This is a genomic window from Kitasatospora sp. NPDC088742 (assembly GCF_055584905.1).
In genome coordinates, this window is the sequence record NZ_JBVJLD010000001.1 from 319,926 (window position 1) to 335,903 (window position 15,978).

General features: G+C 73.9%; 14 protein-coding genes and 2 pseudogenes. 8 read left to right on the forward strand and 8 right to left on the reverse strand.

The annotated features are described in order from the left end of the window. Nucleotides 1-204: 204 nt before the first annotated feature. Nucleotides 205-1,047 carry a GntR family transcriptional regulator gene (locus tag ACZ6ZR_RS01340; RefSeq protein ID WP_465638134.1) on the forward strand — a complete coding sequence of 281 codons (843 nt, stop codon included), beginning with the start codon at nucleotides 205-207 and terminating at the stop codon, nucleotides 1,045-1,047. Nucleotides 1,048-1,054: 7 nt separating this feature from the next. Here the strand turns inward: ACZ6ZR_RS01340 and ACZ6ZR_RS01345 are convergent, their stop codons facing one another. From ACZ6ZR_RS01345 to ACZ6ZR_RS01355, 3 genes are all read right to left on the reverse strand, one after another. After that, nucleotides 1,055-1,846, reverse strand: coding sequence for a class I SAM-dependent methyltransferase (locus ACZ6ZR_RS01345; RefSeq protein WP_465638136.1), 792 nt, complete (start codon nucleotides 1,844-1,846; stop codon nucleotides 1,055-1,057). 72 nt (nucleotides 1,847-1,918) lie between these two features. Continuing rightward, on the reverse strand, nucleotides 1,919-2,962 hold the full coding sequence (locus ACZ6ZR_RS01350; protein ID WP_465638138.1) for a S66 family peptidase: 1,044 nt from the start codon (nucleotides 2,960-2,962) through the stop codon (nucleotides 1,919-1,921). Nucleotides 2,963-3,096: 134 nt separating this feature from the next. Beyond that, nucleotides 3,097-5,547 (reverse strand): M60 family metallopeptidase, encoded by a 2,451-nt coding sequence (locus tag ACZ6ZR_RS01355; RefSeq protein WP_465638140.1) that lies wholly within the window; start codon nucleotides 5,545-5,547, stop codon nucleotides 3,097-3,099. 141 nt (nucleotides 5,548-5,688) lie between these two features. On the opposite strand from ACZ6ZR_RS01355, the gene ACZ6ZR_RS01360 reads away from it, so the two are divergent. Then, on the forward strand, nucleotides 5,689-6,018 hold the full coding sequence (locus tag ACZ6ZR_RS01360; protein ID WP_465638142.1) for a hypothetical protein: 330 nt from the start codon (nucleotides 5,689-5,691) through the stop codon (nucleotides 6,016-6,018). A gap of 70 nt (nucleotides 6,019-6,088) precedes the next feature. Here ACZ6ZR_RS01360 and ACZ6ZR_RS01365 read toward each other — a convergent pair whose 3' ends face one another. Then, nucleotides 6,089-9,643, reverse strand: coding sequence for a S8 family serine peptidase (locus ACZ6ZR_RS01365; protein ID WP_465638144.1), 3,555 nt, complete (start codon nucleotides 9,641-9,643; stop codon nucleotides 6,089-6,091). Between the two features lie 246 nt (nucleotides 9,644-9,889). On the opposite strand from ACZ6ZR_RS01365, the gene ACZ6ZR_RS01370 reads away from it, so the two are divergent. After that, a complete protein-coding gene (locus ACZ6ZR_RS01370) occupies nucleotides 9,890-10,195 on the forward strand; it encodes a hypothetical protein (RefSeq protein WP_465638146.1) in 306 nt (101 codons plus the stop codon). Nucleotides 10,196-10,221: 26 nt separating this feature from the next. Here the strand turns inward: ACZ6ZR_RS01370 and ACZ6ZR_RS01375 are convergent. Beyond that, nucleotides 10,222-10,803, reverse strand: a pseudogene (locus ACZ6ZR_RS01375) (GNAT family N-acetyltransferase); the annotation flags it as partial. A gap of 89 nt (nucleotides 10,804-10,892) precedes the next feature. On the opposite strand from ACZ6ZR_RS01375, the gene ACZ6ZR_RS01380 reads away from it, so the two are divergent. Continuing rightward, the gene (locus ACZ6ZR_RS01380; protein ID WP_465638148.1) at nucleotides 10,893-11,279 is read left to right on the forward strand and encodes a VOC family protein; all 387 of its coding nucleotides are present in this window, start codon (nucleotides 10,893-10,895) and stop codon (nucleotides 11,277-11,279) included. A gap of 72 nt (nucleotides 11,280-11,351) precedes the next feature. After that, nucleotides 11,352-11,864, forward strand: a complete 513-nt coding sequence (locus ACZ6ZR_RS01385) for a DinB family protein (protein ID WP_465638150.1) — start codon at nucleotides 11,352-11,354, stop codon at nucleotides 11,862-11,864. Between the two features lie 25 nt (nucleotides 11,865-11,889). Here ACZ6ZR_RS01385 and ACZ6ZR_RS01390 read toward each other — a convergent pair whose 3' ends face one another. Genes ACZ6ZR_RS01390 through ACZ6ZR_RS01400 form a run of 3 tightly spaced genes read right to left on the reverse strand, consistent with a single transcriptional unit; the run spans nucleotide 11,890 to nucleotide 13,563 of the window. Further along, nucleotides 11,890-12,438 (reverse strand): GNAT family N-acetyltransferase, encoded by a 549-nt coding sequence (locus ACZ6ZR_RS01390; RefSeq protein ID WP_465638152.1) that lies wholly within the window; start codon nucleotides 12,436-12,438, stop codon nucleotides 11,890-11,892. A gap of 55 nt (nucleotides 12,439-12,493) precedes the next feature. After that, complete coding sequence (locus tag ACZ6ZR_RS01395) at nucleotides 12,494-12,940, reverse strand: GNAT family N-acetyltransferase (protein WP_465638154.1); 447 nt, start codon at nucleotides 12,938-12,940, stop codon at nucleotides 12,494-12,496. Between the two features lie 53 nt (nucleotides 12,941-12,993). Beyond that, on the reverse strand, nucleotides 12,994-13,563 hold the full coding sequence (locus tag ACZ6ZR_RS01400; protein WP_465638156.1) for a transglutaminase domain-containing protein: 570 nt from the start codon (nucleotides 13,561-13,563) through the stop codon (nucleotides 12,994-12,996). A gap of 117 nt (nucleotides 13,564-13,680) precedes the next feature. On the opposite strand from ACZ6ZR_RS01400, the pseudogene ACZ6ZR_RS01405 reads away from it, so the two are divergent. From ACZ6ZR_RS01405 to ACZ6ZR_RS01415, 3 genes and pseudogenes are all read left to right on the forward strand, one after another. Beyond that, a pseudogene (locus ACZ6ZR_RS01405) lies at nucleotides 13,681-14,490 on the forward strand (sulfatase-like hydrolase/transferase); the annotation flags it as partial. 21 nt (nucleotides 14,491-14,511) lie between these two features. Next, nucleotides 14,512-15,327, forward strand: coding sequence for an ABC transporter ATP-binding protein (locus ACZ6ZR_RS01410; protein WP_465638158.1), 816 nt, complete (start codon nucleotides 14,512-14,514; stop codon nucleotides 15,325-15,327). Beyond that, nucleotides 15,324-15,974, forward strand: a complete 651-nt coding sequence (locus tag ACZ6ZR_RS01415) for a hypothetical protein (protein ID WP_465638160.1) — start codon at nucleotides 15,324-15,326, stop codon at nucleotides 15,972-15,974. Before ACZ6ZR_RS01410 ends, ACZ6ZR_RS01415 begins: the two co-directional genes overlap by 4 nt. Nucleotides 15,975-15,978: the final 4 nt, after the last annotated feature.

The following is a 15,978-nucleotide window of genomic DNA, read 5'->3' on the forward strand; positions in this document are numbered from 1 at the left end:
GGGTCTTCAGGCTTACCAGTTGGTGGGTGGTAAGCCCGAGGTGGCGTAGACCAATGGGCCGTCAATGCCCTTGCCGCGCAAGGCTGGAGGATCCGGAAGGCGGGATTTCGTTCTCGAACGTCTGTGCGCGGATCGGCCGGACTGGTAAGTTCCGTGCAGGTCGGCGGTGACGTGCGGGTCGGCGGTGGGGAGAGGAGGGGCGCGATGGCGGACGCGGTGGGCTCGGCGTACAAACGCACTCGGGTCCGGGACTACCTGCGGGATCTGGTGGAGGCCGGCGCGCCGGGCGATCCGATCCCCTCCGAGCGGGTGCTCTGCGAGCAACTCGGCGTCTCCCGGCCGACCTTGCGGGCGGCGGTGGACGGGCTGGTGACCACCGGGCTGATCGTCCGTGAGCACGGCCGCGGCATGTTCGTGGCCCGGGTGAAGATCACCCAGGAGCTGGCGGCCCCGGCCGACCAGGGCTTCACCCTGCCCCGGGCGGCGGGTAGTTGGGCCGGGCGGGTGCTGGAGTTCTCGCAGGTCCAGGCGGGTGCCCGGGTCGGCCGCAAGCTGCAGCTGCCGCCGATGGCCGGGATCGTCTACATCGCCCGGCTGCGGCTGGTGGACGGTGAGCCGATGGCCATCGAGCAGCTGCACGTCCCGGCCGCACTGGTGCCCGGGCTGGCACCGTCCGACATGGAGAGCGGGGACTTCTACGAACTGCTGCGCGGGCGGCACGGGGTGAGGGTGCACCAGGCGGTGCAGTCGATCGAGCCGACCGTGGTGAACGAGAAGGAGGCGGGACTGCTCGGCGTGCCGGTCTTCTCCCCGGCCCTCCAGTTCGAGCGCCTCACCACCGACCGGGACGGCCGTCCGGTCGAGTACGTCCACTCCCTCTACCGGGGTGACCGCTACCGGATCCTCTCCCACATCGCGCTGGCCGAGGAGGACGCCGGCACCGGAACCGCGGGCGCCGGGCACCACCCGGGCATCCCGCCGGGCGACCTGGCCGCCGCCGCCGTGGGCCAGACGCTGACCACCGGGGACGTGCAGCCGCTGATGTGAGGGTCCGTCAGGAGGGCTTGCCGGCGCGGACGGTGTAGACCAGCGGGACGCCCTGCCGGGGCGGCAGCCGGAAGTGGCCGGCGTCGTGCTCGTGCAGGAACTCCACCCGCAGGCCCGCGGCGGCCAGGGCGCTGACCACCTGGCCCACGCCGTGCGTCCACTGGTACCGCAGGGTGGCGGTGCTGGTGCTGTCCGGGTCGGCGTAACCGCCGGGCTCGTCCACCACCGTCGGGCCCTGGAGGAAGTAGTCGCCCTCGACCGTGCGGCCGTCCTCGCCGAGCAGGTCGGCGAAGGGGTGGAACTCGGCCACGTAGAGGAAGCCGCCCGGGCGGACCAGCGCGGCGGCCGTCCGGGCCCAGCGGGCGAGGTCGGGCAGCCAGCAGAGCGCGCCGTAGCCGGTGTAGACGGTGTCGAAGGTCCGCCCGCCGAGCACCTCGACGGCGTCGTAGACGTCGGCCGTTACGAACTCGGCGTCCCCGGCGCCGATCTCGGTGGCGAGCTCGCGCGCCACCGCCACCGCCGGGGCGGAGAAGTCCAGGCCGGTCACGGTGGCGCCGCGCCGGGCCCACGAGAGGGTGTCCAGGCCGATGTGGCACTGGAGGTGGAGCAGCGTGCGGCCCTTCACGTCCCCGACCTCCTCGGGTTCGAAGGAGCGCAGGGTGTCCCGGCCGGCCACGAAGCCGGGGACGTCGTAGAAGGGGCCCGCGACGTGCACGGGGACGCGTTCGTCCCAGTTGGCGCGGTTGGCCTCGCGCCAGTCGGTCGGTTCGGTGGTCGAAGTGGTCGAAGTGGTGTCCATGGGGCGGAAGTTAGCCGGGTGGCCGGACGCGGATCAATCGCATTACGACCACCCGGCGCACCGGACGGGGCGTCAGTAGGTGACGGTGATCCGGCGGGCCGGGCCGTCCACCCGGACCAGGCCGCCGACCGGGATGACCAGCTGCGGGTCGGTGTGCCCGAGGTCCACGTCGAAGACCACCACCGTCTCGGGCGCGTACCGGGCCACCGCGCGCAGGACGGCCTCGCGCTGCTCCTGCCGGTAGGCGGCCTTGGCGGCGGCGTCCAGCGGCTGCTCGAAGGACCAGGCGCGGGCCCGGCCCCAGAGCAGGGCGGGGAAGCGGCCCAGCAGCCCGCGCTCGCCCATGTTCCGCAGGATGCGGTGGATCTCCTCGGCGCGCGGCATCTCCTCGGAGGTCTCCAGGAAGAGCACCTCGCCCTCGTGCTCCTCGGCGGGGCCGATCTCCTTGTCGGCCATCATCAGCCAGGAGAGGATCTCCACGTTGCCGCCCCAGGCCCTGCCCTCGACCACCCGGTCGGCGTTGTGCCATGACCAGCCGTCAGCGGGCTCCATCAGCGGCTCGCCGTCGAAGGTGGCCGGCTCGTCCCAGCGGCCGACCACGTCGCCGTACCCGGTGGCGGCGGTGAGCTCGTACGGGCCGGAGCCGAGCAGTGCGGCGCGCAGCGAGGCGGCGGTGAGCGGGTGCAGGGCGCCGGGGCGGCCGAGCTCGACCATCACGCAGGCCCCGTGGTACGCCACCATGCCCGCGTTGCGCAGGAAGAGCAGCAGGTTGGTGTTGTCGCTGTAGCCGAAGAAGGGCTTGGGGTTGGCGCGCAGCAGCTCGCGGTCGAGGTGGGGCAGCACGGTCAGCTGGTCGTCGCCGCCGATGCTGGCGATCACGGCCTTGACCGTGGGGTCGGCGAAGGCGGCGTGGATGTCGGCCGCGCGCTCCTCGGGCGTGGAGCCCATCCTCCGGGAGGCCGGGTACTCGACCGGCTCCAGGCCGAACTCCTCGCGCAGACGCCGCAGTCCGAGCTCGTAGGGGAGGGGGAAGAGCCCGGGCAGTCCGGCGGAGGGCGAGAGGACGGCGACCCGGTCTCCGGGGCGCGGCTTGGCGGGGTAGGTGATGTCCGTCATCCGGTGATCTTAGGAAACGGTGCACCGGGGGCGGCAAGCCCATTACCGGCAGGCGCAGTACCGCCGTGGTCCGGGCCGAGGGCGGTGCGCCGCCCCGTCCGGCACGACGGACGGGGCGGAGCGCCGCCGACTTGTCAGGGCTCCCGGCGACTGGTCAGGCCGGCCGGGGCGGGCGGGAGTTTGAGCGCCGCCAGGTCCTGGCGGGCGGCGTCGGTCAGCGGTACGCCCCAGGCCAGGTAGAAGGCGGTCAGGTCCTCGCGGGCCACCCGGCTGGTGGTGAGTGCCAGGTTGGCCCAGCGGTCGCTGCCCTGCGGCGGGTCGACCCGCACCGTGTGGTGGACGGCCGGCCAGAAGCCGTCGCCGTACTCGAGCGTCAACTGCTGCAGCATGACGAGCTGTTCGAAGGCGTCGAAGTCGGACCCGTAGGAGAGACCGGCCCGGCCGAGCTTCGGCAGGGCGGTGTCGTAGGTCTTCTGGGCGGCCAGCCGGGAGGTGCGGCCGAGCGCCTTGCCCACCGCGAGCGAGTGCAGGTTGACCGAGACCTCCGTCAACTCGCTGGGCTTGACCGCCTGTTGCTGCCGGTGGTGGCCCTGCTCGTGCCAGACGCCCCAGCCCGCCGAGGCGCCGTCGGCGATCCAGGAGGCGGACTCGTCCTGGAAGCCCATGTAGTCGTTGGTGGCGAAGGCTGCCCCGGCCCGGCGCTCCACCTCGACGTAGTGGAAGGGGAACACCCCGGGGGAGTCCGGCCCTGGCGCGGTGGTCGCGTCGGCGGCGCCGGGCGGGGTGAACCCGGCGGAGGTGTCCTCGATCGCCCGGGCACACTCCAGGTGGCGCAGCACCGGCTCCGGCGAGGCGGCCGCGTACCGGGCGGCGCCCTCCCGGGTGAGCGTGACGATGGTCCGGCCCGCCACCAACTCGGCGTAGCGGGTGGGGCGTTCGGCCAGCAGGGTGCGCCACTCGGCGGCCGTGGTGCGGCCCAGCACGAAGACCGGCGCGGCCTGGCCGCCGTCGAGCGTGACGGTGACCCGGTCGGTGGCGGCGCCGTCGAAGGCCAGGTAGACCATGCCGCCGCGGTGGTCACGGACCGGGGTGGAGCCGCTGGTGGCCACCGGGTAGCGGCGGGCGGAGGCCAGCCGGGAGCCGACCGGCGGGCCGACCAGCACCCGCAGGGCGCCGCCCGAGCCACCGGTGGCGGAGACGGTGAGGGTGGCGCCCGGCGGCAGGTAGAGGCCGGTCGGCCGGACGTCGGAGGGGAGTTGGGCCAGCCCCTGGCGCTGCCGCTCCTGCTCCGCCGAGGGCAGGCCGGTGAGCGTGACGGCGTAGGGCCGGCCCGGCACCGGGGGGATGAAGGGTGCCAGACCGTCAGGTCCGGTCGCGCTCGGGCAGGCCGGGGCGGTGAGCACCGCCTCGGGGCTCGGCGCGGACTCGACGCCGTCGGCGGCGATCGCGGTCACGGTGTAGCGGTGCGGGCCGCCCGGCCCGAGGCCGTCGTCCTGGAAGCTGCGCCCGGTGGTCACGCCGATCCTGCCGCCGTCGCGGCGGACGGCGTAGCCGGCGGGCGCGGGGCCGCCCAGGGCCGGCCAGCTGAGCGTGGCCGAGGTCGGCGAGGAGGCCTTGGCGGTGGGGGCGCCGGGGGCGGCCTGGACGCGGGCCTGGCCCGGCCGGTCGGTGGCGGGGACACTGGTCCAGGACTGGTTGGCACCGCCGCTCGCCCCGTAGAGCCCGGCGGTGCCGGAGGAGCGGTAGTGGTCGAGCGCGAGCTTCGGGTCGGCGGCCCAGCGCAGCACGCCGGTGGCCGGGTCGTACTGCCAGCGGGCGCGGTCGGAGCCGTCGGTGACGGGGCGTCCGACCACGGTCCGGTCGGCGGTGACGTCCAGGACGGGGTACGGGGCGGTGGTGGACTGCACCCGGCCCTCGGCGGTGACCGTCCACCGCTGGTTCGCCGGGGTGGCCGCTCCGTTGAGCGAGGCGCAGGGTTCCACGGTCAGCGCGCGGGCGGGGGTCGGCACCGGATCGAGGGTCAGGCAACGGCTCTCGGTGCGCAGTTCGACGCCGGCCGCCCCGATCGGCAGGGTGGAGACGGGAGAGAAGGACCACTGCTGGTTCTCGTTGCCGTGCGGGGCGTAGAGCGAGGCCCGGTCCGAGCCGGTGTTGAAGTCCAGCACGTACCGCGAGCCGTCCTGCCAGCCGAGCCGCCCGGTGGCGGCGTCGTAGGTCCAGGGTCCGGTGGACGCGCCGCCGGTGCCGCCGGACGGGACGGCGGCAGTCATGGCACCGGAGGCGGGGGAGCTCCCGGCGGGCAGGCCGAGCGCGAGGCCGCCGGCCAGCGCGCTGAGCAGCGTGCCCTGCCCGTCCAGCCGCCACTGCTGCCCGGCGGGGGTGGGCTCCCCGTACTGCGAGGCGCAGGACCGCAGCCGCACCTCCCGGGATTCCTCCACCGTCAGGCACTGGCCGTAGGAGCGGAGTTCGGACCAGCTGTCGGCCGCACGGGGCGGGGCCGCCCCGGCCGGGGGAGCGGCGGCCAGCAGCGGCAGCACGGCCAGGCAGGAGGCGACGGGACGTCTGAGACGGTGGGGGAGGTGCACGGCATCACCTTCGAATGGGGACAAATGGGACACGATCGCGACCAGCATCACCGCGCCCGCCTCGGATCCACCGTCACCACAGCTCCGTGACCTGTGGAATCACCCCGTCGGAGGGGGAGGGCATCGTCTACTGTGTCCGCCATGGTGACTGATGGGCTCCGGACGGGCGGGCCGGTGGCGGCAAGGGATGCGAGTTGCGGCCGATGCGAGCAGGCCGACGGGCTGAGCCGGTTCACGGAGCGTCGCCGGCCGGTCGTCCGGAGCCGGGGCGCGCTGCGGTTCCTGGTCGCGGCGGTCCTGGTGGTCACGGCCGTCGAGCTGGTGCTCATCGGGAACGCCGTGGCGGCCGCGGTGCTGCTCGCGCTCGCGGTCCCGGCCGCGCTGTCCTGCGTGCTGGCGGTCCGCCGGGCGCGGGAGGAGACCCTCCAGGTCCTGCACTGCCCGCACTGCCTGACCCGCACCGAGATCTGACGCACCGTCCGGGAACGGCGGCGCGGGCCGCACCCCCGTGAAGGGGTACGGCCCGCGCGCGGTGTACCGGTCAGCCCGTGAGGTCCGGGCGCTGGGTGACCCGGATCGCGTTGAGCAGGGTCTTGCCGTTGGCGGCGACGAAGCGCACGTCCAGGCGGCCGTCGGTGACGGTGGCGGTGAAGGACTGCGTGAGGGCCGTCCTGGTACCGGACTTGAGGGCGATGTCCAGGTTGGGGATGACCTCCTTGTCCTCGACCAGCACGTCGAAGACCCGGCTGTTGGGGGACTTGCGCTCAAGCTCGGCGAAGTCCAGCTCGACGGTGTAGACGCCGTTCGGCACCTTGTCGAAGGCGTAGCCGTACATGCCCTCGCGGGCGGTCTGGAAGCGCTTCGGATCGGCGGTGCCGGCGATCGCCTCCCGGGTGTCCTTGGTGGAGGAGCGGCCCTGGTAGCCGTAGGAACCGGCGGCGTACTCGCGGTCCTTGGTCCAGCTGTCCCCGAGCGAGTCGGTCAGGGTGCCGGTGGCCCCGGCGTCCAGGGCCACCTGGTAGGCCGGGACGACCAGGGTGACCGGCACCGTCAGCTGCGGGGCCCGGCCGCTCGCGGAGCGGACCAGCAGCTGGGCGGTGAGCACCGTGCCGGGCGTGACGCCGGCCGCGTCCAGGGCCAGGGCGACGCCCTGCTGCCCGCCGGTGGGCAGCTGCCCCGAGGCCGGGGTGACCTTGAGCCAGGGCGCGTCCACCACCTCGGTGACGGTGAAGGCCGTCGCCGCACCGGAGTTGGCGAGCAGGAAGCTCCGGCTGCGGTTCTGCCCGGCCGGGACGACGGCGGTCAGGCCCGGCACCGAGGCGGTGACCCGGCCGGTGGCCAGCGCGGTGACCGGCCGCTGCACGGTGCCCGCGGTGACGGTGAGCGCCTTGCCGGAGGTCACGTAGTCGGGTGCCGCGGTCTCCAAGGTGTAGTCCCCGGCGGCGGGTTGGATCAGGTAGGAGCCGTCCGCGCCGCTGACGGCGGTGCCGGCGGTCGCCCCGGCGGAGGTCAGCAGCCTGACGGTGGCTCCGGCCAGCGGCTTGGCGTCGTTGGCGTCCGTCACCGTGCCGCGCAGCAGACCGGTCCTGGCCGGGCGGAAGGCCAGCGCCAGACCCTCCGTCACCGAGGCGGTGTTGAAGGAGTACTGGAAGCCGTCGGTGCCGGTGGCGTTCTCCAGGCCGATGGTGGCGCTGTTGGCGGTCGGCAGGCCGGCGGTGACGTCCTTGTACCGGTAGGTGAAGCTGCCGTCCTCGCCGATCGTCACCGAGAAGGAGAGCCGGGTGGTGCGGGCCGAGTAGAAGGCGGCGCCGCGCCACTCCACCACGAAGGCGCGGTTCGGCGCGGTGCCGGTGGTGGCGGTGTACACCCCGGACTGGGCGTCCAGGTAGAGGTCGTCCCAGAACGGGTAGAGTGCCGCGTTCGGCAGCGCGGTGGAGGGCAGCGAGGTGTTGGCGTACACCGTGGAGGAGGCCGGGAAGGAGACGTGGCCGTCCGTGGAGAGGTACGCCGAGGTGTACACCGAGCCGTACAGCGCGACGGGGAACGGGAGTTGGACCTGCTCGGCGGCGGTGTCCCCGGTGAGGGCGAGCTTGCTGGTGCCGGGCGTCCACCCGCCGTCGGCGGCCGCGCAGGTGTAGCCGAACGTATCGCTGCGTACCGGGAGTTCGATGTCCAGCGCGGTGTCGGCGGTCAGTGCCAGGTTCCGCTTGGCCTGGTCGGCGCAGCGGTACGGGGAGCTCGCGGTGAGGTCGTACTCGCCCAGCGGGAGGGCGAGTTGGTACCGGCCCTCGGCGTCGGTGGTGGCGGTGACCGGGGTGCCGGCGGCCGTGACCACCGAGCCGGCCGCCGGGGCGCCGCCGCTGCGGACGGTGCCGGAGACGGTGGCGGTGGGTGCGCGCTCGACGGCGAAGTCGCGGGCGGCGGTCTGGTCGGCGACCACCGTCACCTCGGCCGTGGCGGCCAGGTAGCCGTACTTGGAGACGGTCAGGGTGTAGGCGCCCTCGGCGAGGTTGGACAGCGCGTACCCGCCGTCGGCACCGGTGGTGGCGGTACGGTCCCCGCCCGCCCCGTGGGCCAGCACGGTGGCCCCGGCCAGCGGCGAACCGCCGGACGTGACAAGGCCGTTGACGGCGCCGACCGGCCCGTGCGGGGCGGCCGAGACGGCCGCGAAGGCGTCCAGCCGGCCCTCGCCGAAGATGTTGTTCCGGGCCGCGGTGCCACCGCAGGCGGTGGCGTCGGTGTCGATGGCGGTGCGGCCCAGCAGCGCCTCGGTCTCGGCCACGTTGCCCCGCAGGGCGGGGGAGCGGGACCAGATCAGGGCCACCGTGGCGGCGGTGTGCGGCGAGGCCATCGAGGTGCCGCTGAAGGAGGCGTAGCCGCCGCCGGGCACGCTGGAGCGGACGTTCTCGCCGGGGGCCGCCAGGTCGGGCTTCAACTGGCCGTTCTCGCCGGGCCCGCGCGAGGAGAAGCTGGAGATGGCCCCGGCGCTGTTGAAGGAGCCGGAGGAGTAGGCGTTGGTGTAACCGCCGGGGTAGCCGTTGGAGTTGCAGCCCGGCCCGCTGTTGCCGTTGGAGAAGGCGGGGAAGATGCCCGCGTCTGTCCAGGCCTGCACGGTCTGCCGGTACCAGGTGTCGTAGAGCGTGCCGCCCCAGGAGTTGTTGACCACGTCGGGTGCCAGGTCCGGGCGGGGGTTCTGCCCGGCGAGGTCGGTCGGTGCGATCACCCACTGGCCGGCCGCCAGCAGCGAGGCGTCGGAGCAGGAGTTGGACTCGCAGCCCTTGGCGGCGATCCACTTGGCGCCGGGGGCGACGCCGATCCGGTCCGCGCCGTTGGAGCCGACCATGGTGCCCATGGTGTGGGTGCCGTGGTCGTTGTTGTCGCAGGGCGCGGCGGTGGAGCAGATGCCCGCCGGGTCGAACCAGTTGTAGGCGTGGTCGTAGCCGCCGCTCGCGGTGCGGCCGCGGTAGGCGCCGTTGACCGCCGGGTGGGTGTAGTCCACCCCGGAGTCGATGTTGGCCACCACGACGCCCTCGCCGCGGTCGCCGAGCTCGTCCCAGACCCGGGGCGCCCCGATCCGGTCCACGTTCCACTCGACCGCGTCGGCGGTCTTGGGCTCCGCCGTGCCCGGCAGCGCCTCGTCCAGCTTCACGCTCACCGCGGCCCGGACCTTGGCCACCTCCGGCTGACCGGCGATCAGCTCCAGCAGCTTGCGGTCGCCGGTGACCCGGATGGTGTTGACGATCCAGTACGAGCGGTACTCGGCCTGGGCGTTGTCCAGCAGGCCGCGCAGGTGCTTCTGACTGGCGTCGGCGTGCACGGTCTTGGAGCGGTAGAGCGCCTCGGTCTTGGCGGCCTTGGTGGTGGCGCGCTGTGCCTCCACCGTGCTGGCCTGGGAGTTGAGCTCGACCCAGTACACCGCCTTGTCCTCGTCGGCGAGTTGCTCCAGCACCTTGGGCTCGACCTTGGCCGTGACCGTGTCGGGTGCGCTCGGTGCGGGCGCCGCGAAGGCCGGTGCGGCCAGGACGGCGGCGGGGAGGGCGATGGTCGTGATCAGTGCGGCGGCGGCGGACCGCCATCGACCGGTGGGATGTGCCACGGACTCTCCTTCGCGCGGTGGCGGCGTACAGGGGGACGCCGCACGGACGGGTGAGATCGGTGGTGCGGTCGGCATCCCTGCCCGGGGCGTGGTGGGAGGGAAACGGATTCAACATGGCTGTGACATGACATGGCAGACAAGTGACGCACTGTGTCCTGAATCTGACGCCGGGTCATGTGGTGCCGGGGCGCCCCGTGTGGTCGATCAAGAGTTGCGGGGCCGCCGCGCGGTACCCAGAGTCGGATCATGACCGGATCCGTGCGCCCATCACCCGTGTACCGGGGCCCCGCCGTGGTGCTGGCCGAGGGCCGGGAGATCCCGGTCCGGGCCGAACTCACCGGCGACGTCCCGCAGCTCGGCCTGCCCAGCTGGACCGGCGAGCTGCGGATGGCCGGTGCCGACGGGGTCGGCGAGGCGGTCCGCACCGGCCGGCTGCGGCTCCCCGACGGCTGGGAGGGCGGCTTCGCGGTGATCCGGCGGATCTTCGGCGTCTCCGCCGTCTGGGTGCGCGGCAACGACCCGGAGGTCTCCCCGGCGGACTGGCCGTCCTGACGCCGGTCGGTCCGAGTGACGTGCTGTCAGGCGAGGGGCTTCTCGAACCAGTGGTGGGCGTAGGGCTCGTCGTTGAAGGCGGGCACCTCGCGGAAGCCGTACGCGTGGTAGAGGCCGATCGCGGTGGTCAGCGCCCGGTTGGTGTCCAGCCGCAGCACGGCGGCGCCGCCGACGACGGCCCGCCGCTCCAGCTCCGTCAGGAACCGCCGCCCGAGGCCGAGTCCGCGCGCCTGCGGCGCCACCCACATCCGCTTCACCTCGGCCGGGCCGCCCGGCGGCAGCTTCAGCCCCGCGCAGCCGACCGGCTCGCCGTGCAGCCGGGCGACCAGGAAGACCCCGTGCGGAGGCTTGCGCCCGCCCGGGTCGGGCAGCCGGCCGAGGGCCGGGTCGAAGCCGGAGTCGAAGGTCTCGGCGAGCTCGGCGAAGAAGGAGCGCAGGCAGTGGAGCGGGTCCGGGTGGTCCGGCGCGACCGGGTCGAGGGTGGCGCGCTCGGCGGCGCCGGCCTCGGTCAGGCGGACGGTGCGCACCGGCCGGTCCGCCACCCCGGGCTCCACCGTCACCAGGCCGCCCGCCTCCAGCGAGCGGAGCAGCCGGCTGACGTACCCCGAGTGGCCAGAGGCGCGCGTCGGTCCTTGTCGCGGCGGGACGCCCGGGGTCGGATGGTCCCGACAGGAACCGCCCCGGCAGGAGAGTGCTCATGAGGATCCACCTGACCAGCGTCTTCGTGGACGACCAGGCCGCCGCCCAGACCTTCTACACCGAGGTCCTCGGCTTCCGCACCAAGGCCGACGTCCCGATCGGCGAGGACCGCTGGCTCACCGTCGTTTCCGCCGAGGACCCCGACGGCCCCGAGCTCCTCCTCGAACCCTCCGGCCACCGCGCCGTCAAACCCTTCAAGCAGGCCCTGGTCGAGGACGGCATCCCCGTCGCCTCCTTCCTGGTGGCCGACCTGGACGCCGAATACCGGCGCCTGCTCGGCCTCGGCGTCCGCTTCACCCAGCCCCCGACCCCGATGGGCCCGGTCTCCACCGCGGTCCTCGACGACACCTGCGGCAACCTGATCCAGCTCGTCCAGCACCACTGACCGGCCGCTGCGGACCGACCTGTAGCGTGGTCCGGAGTGATCGTCCGTCAGGGGTGGAGAGGTGCGTGTGTGATGGGTGCTGCCGATGAGCGGGTCGGACCGCCGCTGCTGGGGGACGAGCGGGAGACGCTGCGGGCGTTCCTGGAGTACCAGCGGGCGACCCTGGCGATGAAGTGCGAGGGGCTGACGGACGAGGAGCTGCGGCTGCAGTCCTCGCCGCCCTCGACGCTGTCGCTGCTGGGCCTGGTGCGGCACCTGGCGGAGGTCGAACGGGCCTGGTTCCGGCGGGTGTTCGACGACAACGAGGTGCCGCTGGTCTGGTCGGACGTGATCGACTTCCAGGCGGCCTACGACGCGAGCGACTCCACCCGCGCGGAGGCCTTCACCGCCTGGGAGGCCGAGGTGGAGACCTCCCGCCGGATCGAGCGGGAGGCCGCCTCACTGGACCTGACGGGGCGTCAGCCGCGCTGGGAGGAGGACGTCTCGCTGCGGATGGCGATGGTCCACGTGCTGGTCGAGTACGCGCGGCACAACGGCCACGCCGACTTCCTCCGCGAGTCCGTCGACGGCACCGTGGGCGCCTGAGGCCCGTCAGCCGCCGACGGGCCGCTCAGCCGCGCGGCCGCCACTCCTCGCGGAGCATGCCGAACAGCACCTCGTCGTGGCGGACGCCGCCGACCATGACGGCGTCGCGCCGGCGGCCCTCCTCGCGGAAGCCCAGCTTGGTGAAGGCCCGCACCGCCCGCTCGTTCCCGCTCCAGGTGTCCAGCTGGACGCGGACGAGCGGGTACGCGCCGAACAGGTGGTCCACCAGCAGGCGCAGCGCCTCCGAACCGTGGCCCGTCCCCCAGAAGTCGCGCTCGCCGATGGTGATGCCGACGGTCACGCAGCCGGCCCAGGGGTCCAGGTCACGGTAGTCGACCATGCCGATCACCTGGCGGTCCGTCAGCGTCTCGACGGTGAGCACCGCCGACTCGCGCGGCACCAGCCGCAGCATTCGCTCGAAGCCGAGCGCCACCGCCTCCCGGGTGACCGGCCCGAAGGTCGGGTCGCCGGCGCAGGCCCAGTGCACCACCTCCGGGTCGTTGCGCCAGCGCAGGTGGTGCTCCGCGTCCTCCTCGCGCAGGGCGCGCAGGGAGACGAGACGGCCTTCGATCATGCGGGATTCCCCTTTGGGACGGTGACGTTCGACCGCACACCGTAGCCGGGGACGATCATGCGGTCGAAGGGTTTTCCGGACCGCCCGTGGAAGGGGGCCGGAGGGTGAGGAGCAGCTGCGGGAGCACCCGGCCGGGGATCGACTCGGACGGGGTGGTGCCGGTGCGGACCGCGCCCATCGCGAGGTAGAAGGGCTCGGCGTTCGGGTCGGCGTCGACGGTGAGCCCGGTGAAGCCCAACGCCCGCGCGGTGGCTTCGAGATGGCCGAACAGCAGCCGCCCGACGCCCCTGCCGATCGCCTCCGGGTCGACGAACAGCATGCCCAACTCGCCGGTGAGCGGCTCCCCTTCGAGCGTCGCGAAGCCCAGGACCCGGCCGTGGCCGTCGACGGCCACGGTGGCGCGGCGCGGGGCGAGCTCCTCCGGGGTGAGGGTGAGCTCCTCCCGGCAGGCCGCCATGAAGGCGGCGTCGTACCCCCAGTACGCCTTTGACCGGAGGGCCAACTCGCTGAGGATCCCGGCTTCGTCGGGCCGCGCCGCCCTGACCTGAGGCGCCGTCACAGCGCGCTCGGGAGGTAGTAGCCGTAGCCGTGGCGGCCGGGGACCGCCCGGGTGAGGGCGTCGACCAGCTGCGCCGGCGGGGCGGCGAAGACCGTGGGGTAGTCGCGCTCGCCGAGCTCCGGCCGGACCGGCCAGGCCAGCCGCTCCCGCTCCAGGTCGTACTGGGCGTCCACGCCCTCGCGGTTGCCCCGGGCGTCGAGGCGGGACCAACGGCCGTTCAGGTGCACGGCGTTGAGGGCGTGCAGCACGAAGCCGCCCGCGTCGTCGCCCAGCCGCTGGTAGCAGAGGCCGGTCGGCACGCCCTGGGCACGCAGCAGGGCGGCCAGCAGGTGGGCCTTGCCGTGGCAGATCGCGTTGCGCTCGGCCAGCACCTCGGAGGCCCGGTACGCCGCGCTGTAGCTGCCCGCGTCGGCGGAGTGCGCCACCTGGTCGCGGACGTGGTGGAAGGTCTCCTCGGGGCCGGACAGCCCGGCGGCCAGCCGCCGCAGCTCGGGGTGTTGATGGTCGATCACGTCGTCCGCCACGAGGTAGGCGGCCAGGTCCTCGGTCTCCGGTTGCAGCAACATCCCGCCACCCTGCCGCCCCGGCCGGGTGCGGCGCACGGAATTCCACTCCCCGGACACGGCCGCCCCGCCCGGGTGGGGCGGGAGCCATCCGGCTGACCGGAGGCGTCCGAGTACCACGACGCGATGATCGACCACGACCGGCTGATCGGCACCCTGCTGGACCTGCTGGACGACCTGGGCATCGCCGGGAACACCATCGTGGTCTACGGAATGGACAACGGCCCGCACGCCAACACCTGGCCGGACGCGGCCACCACCCCGTTCCGCAGCGAGAAGAACTCCAACTGGGAGGGCGCGTTCCGCACCCCGGCCATGGTGCGCCGGCCCGGCCGGATCGCGGCCGGGGTCGTCTCCAACGAGATCGTGGCCGGGCTGGACTGGCTGCCGACCTTCGCCGCCGCGGCCGGAGAGCCGGAGATCGTCGAGAAGCTCAAGGCCGGGACCACGCTCGACGGCCACAGCTACAAGGTGCGCCTCGACGGCCACGACCTGCTGCCCTACCTGACCGGCCGGAGCGAGCGGGGCCCGCGCACGGAGTTCTTCTACTTCTCCGACGACGGCGACCTGATGGCGATGCGCTACGACAACTGGAAGCTGATCTTCATGGAGCAGCGGTCCCCGGGCACGCTGGCGCTCTGGGCCGAGCCGTTCACCGTGCTGCGCGTGCCCAAGCTGTTCAACCTGCGCACCGACCCGTTCGAGAAGGCCGACGTCACCGCGAACACCTACTACGACTGGTTCCTGGCACACGTGTTCCTGCTGGTCCCGGCCCAGCGGATCGTCGCGGAGTTCCTGGCCACCTTCAAGGAGTACCCGCCCCGGCAGAAGGCCGCGAGCTTCACCGTCGACCAGGTCCTCGCTGCGCGCGGTGACCACGGACCCCCGGCGGGGCGCAGGCGGAACCACCTGGGGTGGGCCGTGCGTTGACCGGCGGTCAGGTGATCGGTGGTGGTGGAGGACCGGGTGCGGCTGGAGTCGGTGCGGGTGCGGTACGGCCGCCGGGGCGGGTACGTGCTGGACGGGGTGACGCTGGATCTGCCGGGCGGGGCGGTGACGGCGGTGGTGGGCGGGAACGGGTCGGGGAAGTCCACGTTGCTGCGGCTGGCCGCCGGGCTGGTCCGGCCGGACGGCGGGGTGGTGCGCGGGCGGCCCGGGCGGGTCGGGTACGTGCCCGAGCGGCTGCCGGCCGGGCTGCGGCTCTCGGCCCGGTCCTACCTGCGGCACATGGGGCGGATCCAGGGCCTCGGCGGCGCGGCGGCGGCCCGGCGCGGGGACGAGCTACTGGAGCGCTTCGCGCTCACCGGTGATCCGCAGGCGCCGGTGGCGACCTTGTCGAAGGGGAACGCGCAGAAGGTCGCACTGGCCCAGGCGCTGCTGGCCGGGCCGGAGTTGCTGGTGCTGGACGAGCCGTGGTCGGGCCTGGACACCGAGGCGCACCAGGCCCTGACGGAGTGTCTGGCGGAGCGGCGGGAGGCCGGGGCGGTGGTGCTGCTGACGGAGCACCAGCAGGGGACGGTGGCCGCCACCGCCGACGCCGTGCACCACCTCAGGGGAGGGCGGCTGGTGGCGGAGGAGACGGCGGTGGTGTCGGTGCGCCTCGCGCACCCGGCCGAGGAGGCGCTCACCGCGCTCACCGGTGTCCGGGCCCACCGGGGTGCCCGGCTGGAGGTCGACCCGGAGCACTCGGACGCGGTGCTCGCCGAGTTGCTTCGGCGGGGGCACTCCATCCGTGAGGTCAGCCGGAGCGGAGGGCAGGACTCGTGACCGCCGTCGCCCGCTACACGCTCGCTGACTCCCTCCGCTCCCAGCGCTACCTGCCCCAACTCGTGGCGTACCTGGGCCTGCTGGCCGTCCTGCACGCCATGCCCGGCCCCGTCCTCCAGGGCTACGGAGCCTCGGCCGGTGCCCTGCTGCCCGTGATGGTCTGGCTGACGCTGGCCCTGCACAACACCGAGGACCCGCTCCAGGCCGCCGTCACCGCAGTCAACGCGGGAGGCCGTACCCGCGCCCTGCTCGGCCGGACCGCCGCCGCCCTGCTCTGCGGCCTCGCCCTGGCCGCCGCCGCGCTGGTCTGGCCGATGGCGGCGAGCGGGACGCTCCACACTGCCGGCGAACTGACGGACGGTCTGCTCGCTCACACCACTGCCGTCCTGACCGGCACCGCACTCGGCGGCCTCTGCGCCCGCCCGGTGATCCGCCGCCCCGGCTACGCCTTCGCGACGGCGGCGCTGCTCAGCCTGGTCGCGCTGATCAGCCGCACCGTGAGCCCGGTGAACGGGACGGTCCGCCTGCTCAGCGCCGCGCCGCCCGCCCCGCCCACCACCACGCTGCTCGCCCACACCGCCTGGGCCGCCGCCCTGCTGGCCGTGCTGACCGCCTTCACGGCCTGGCTGGCGGACCGCCGGCACTGAAGTC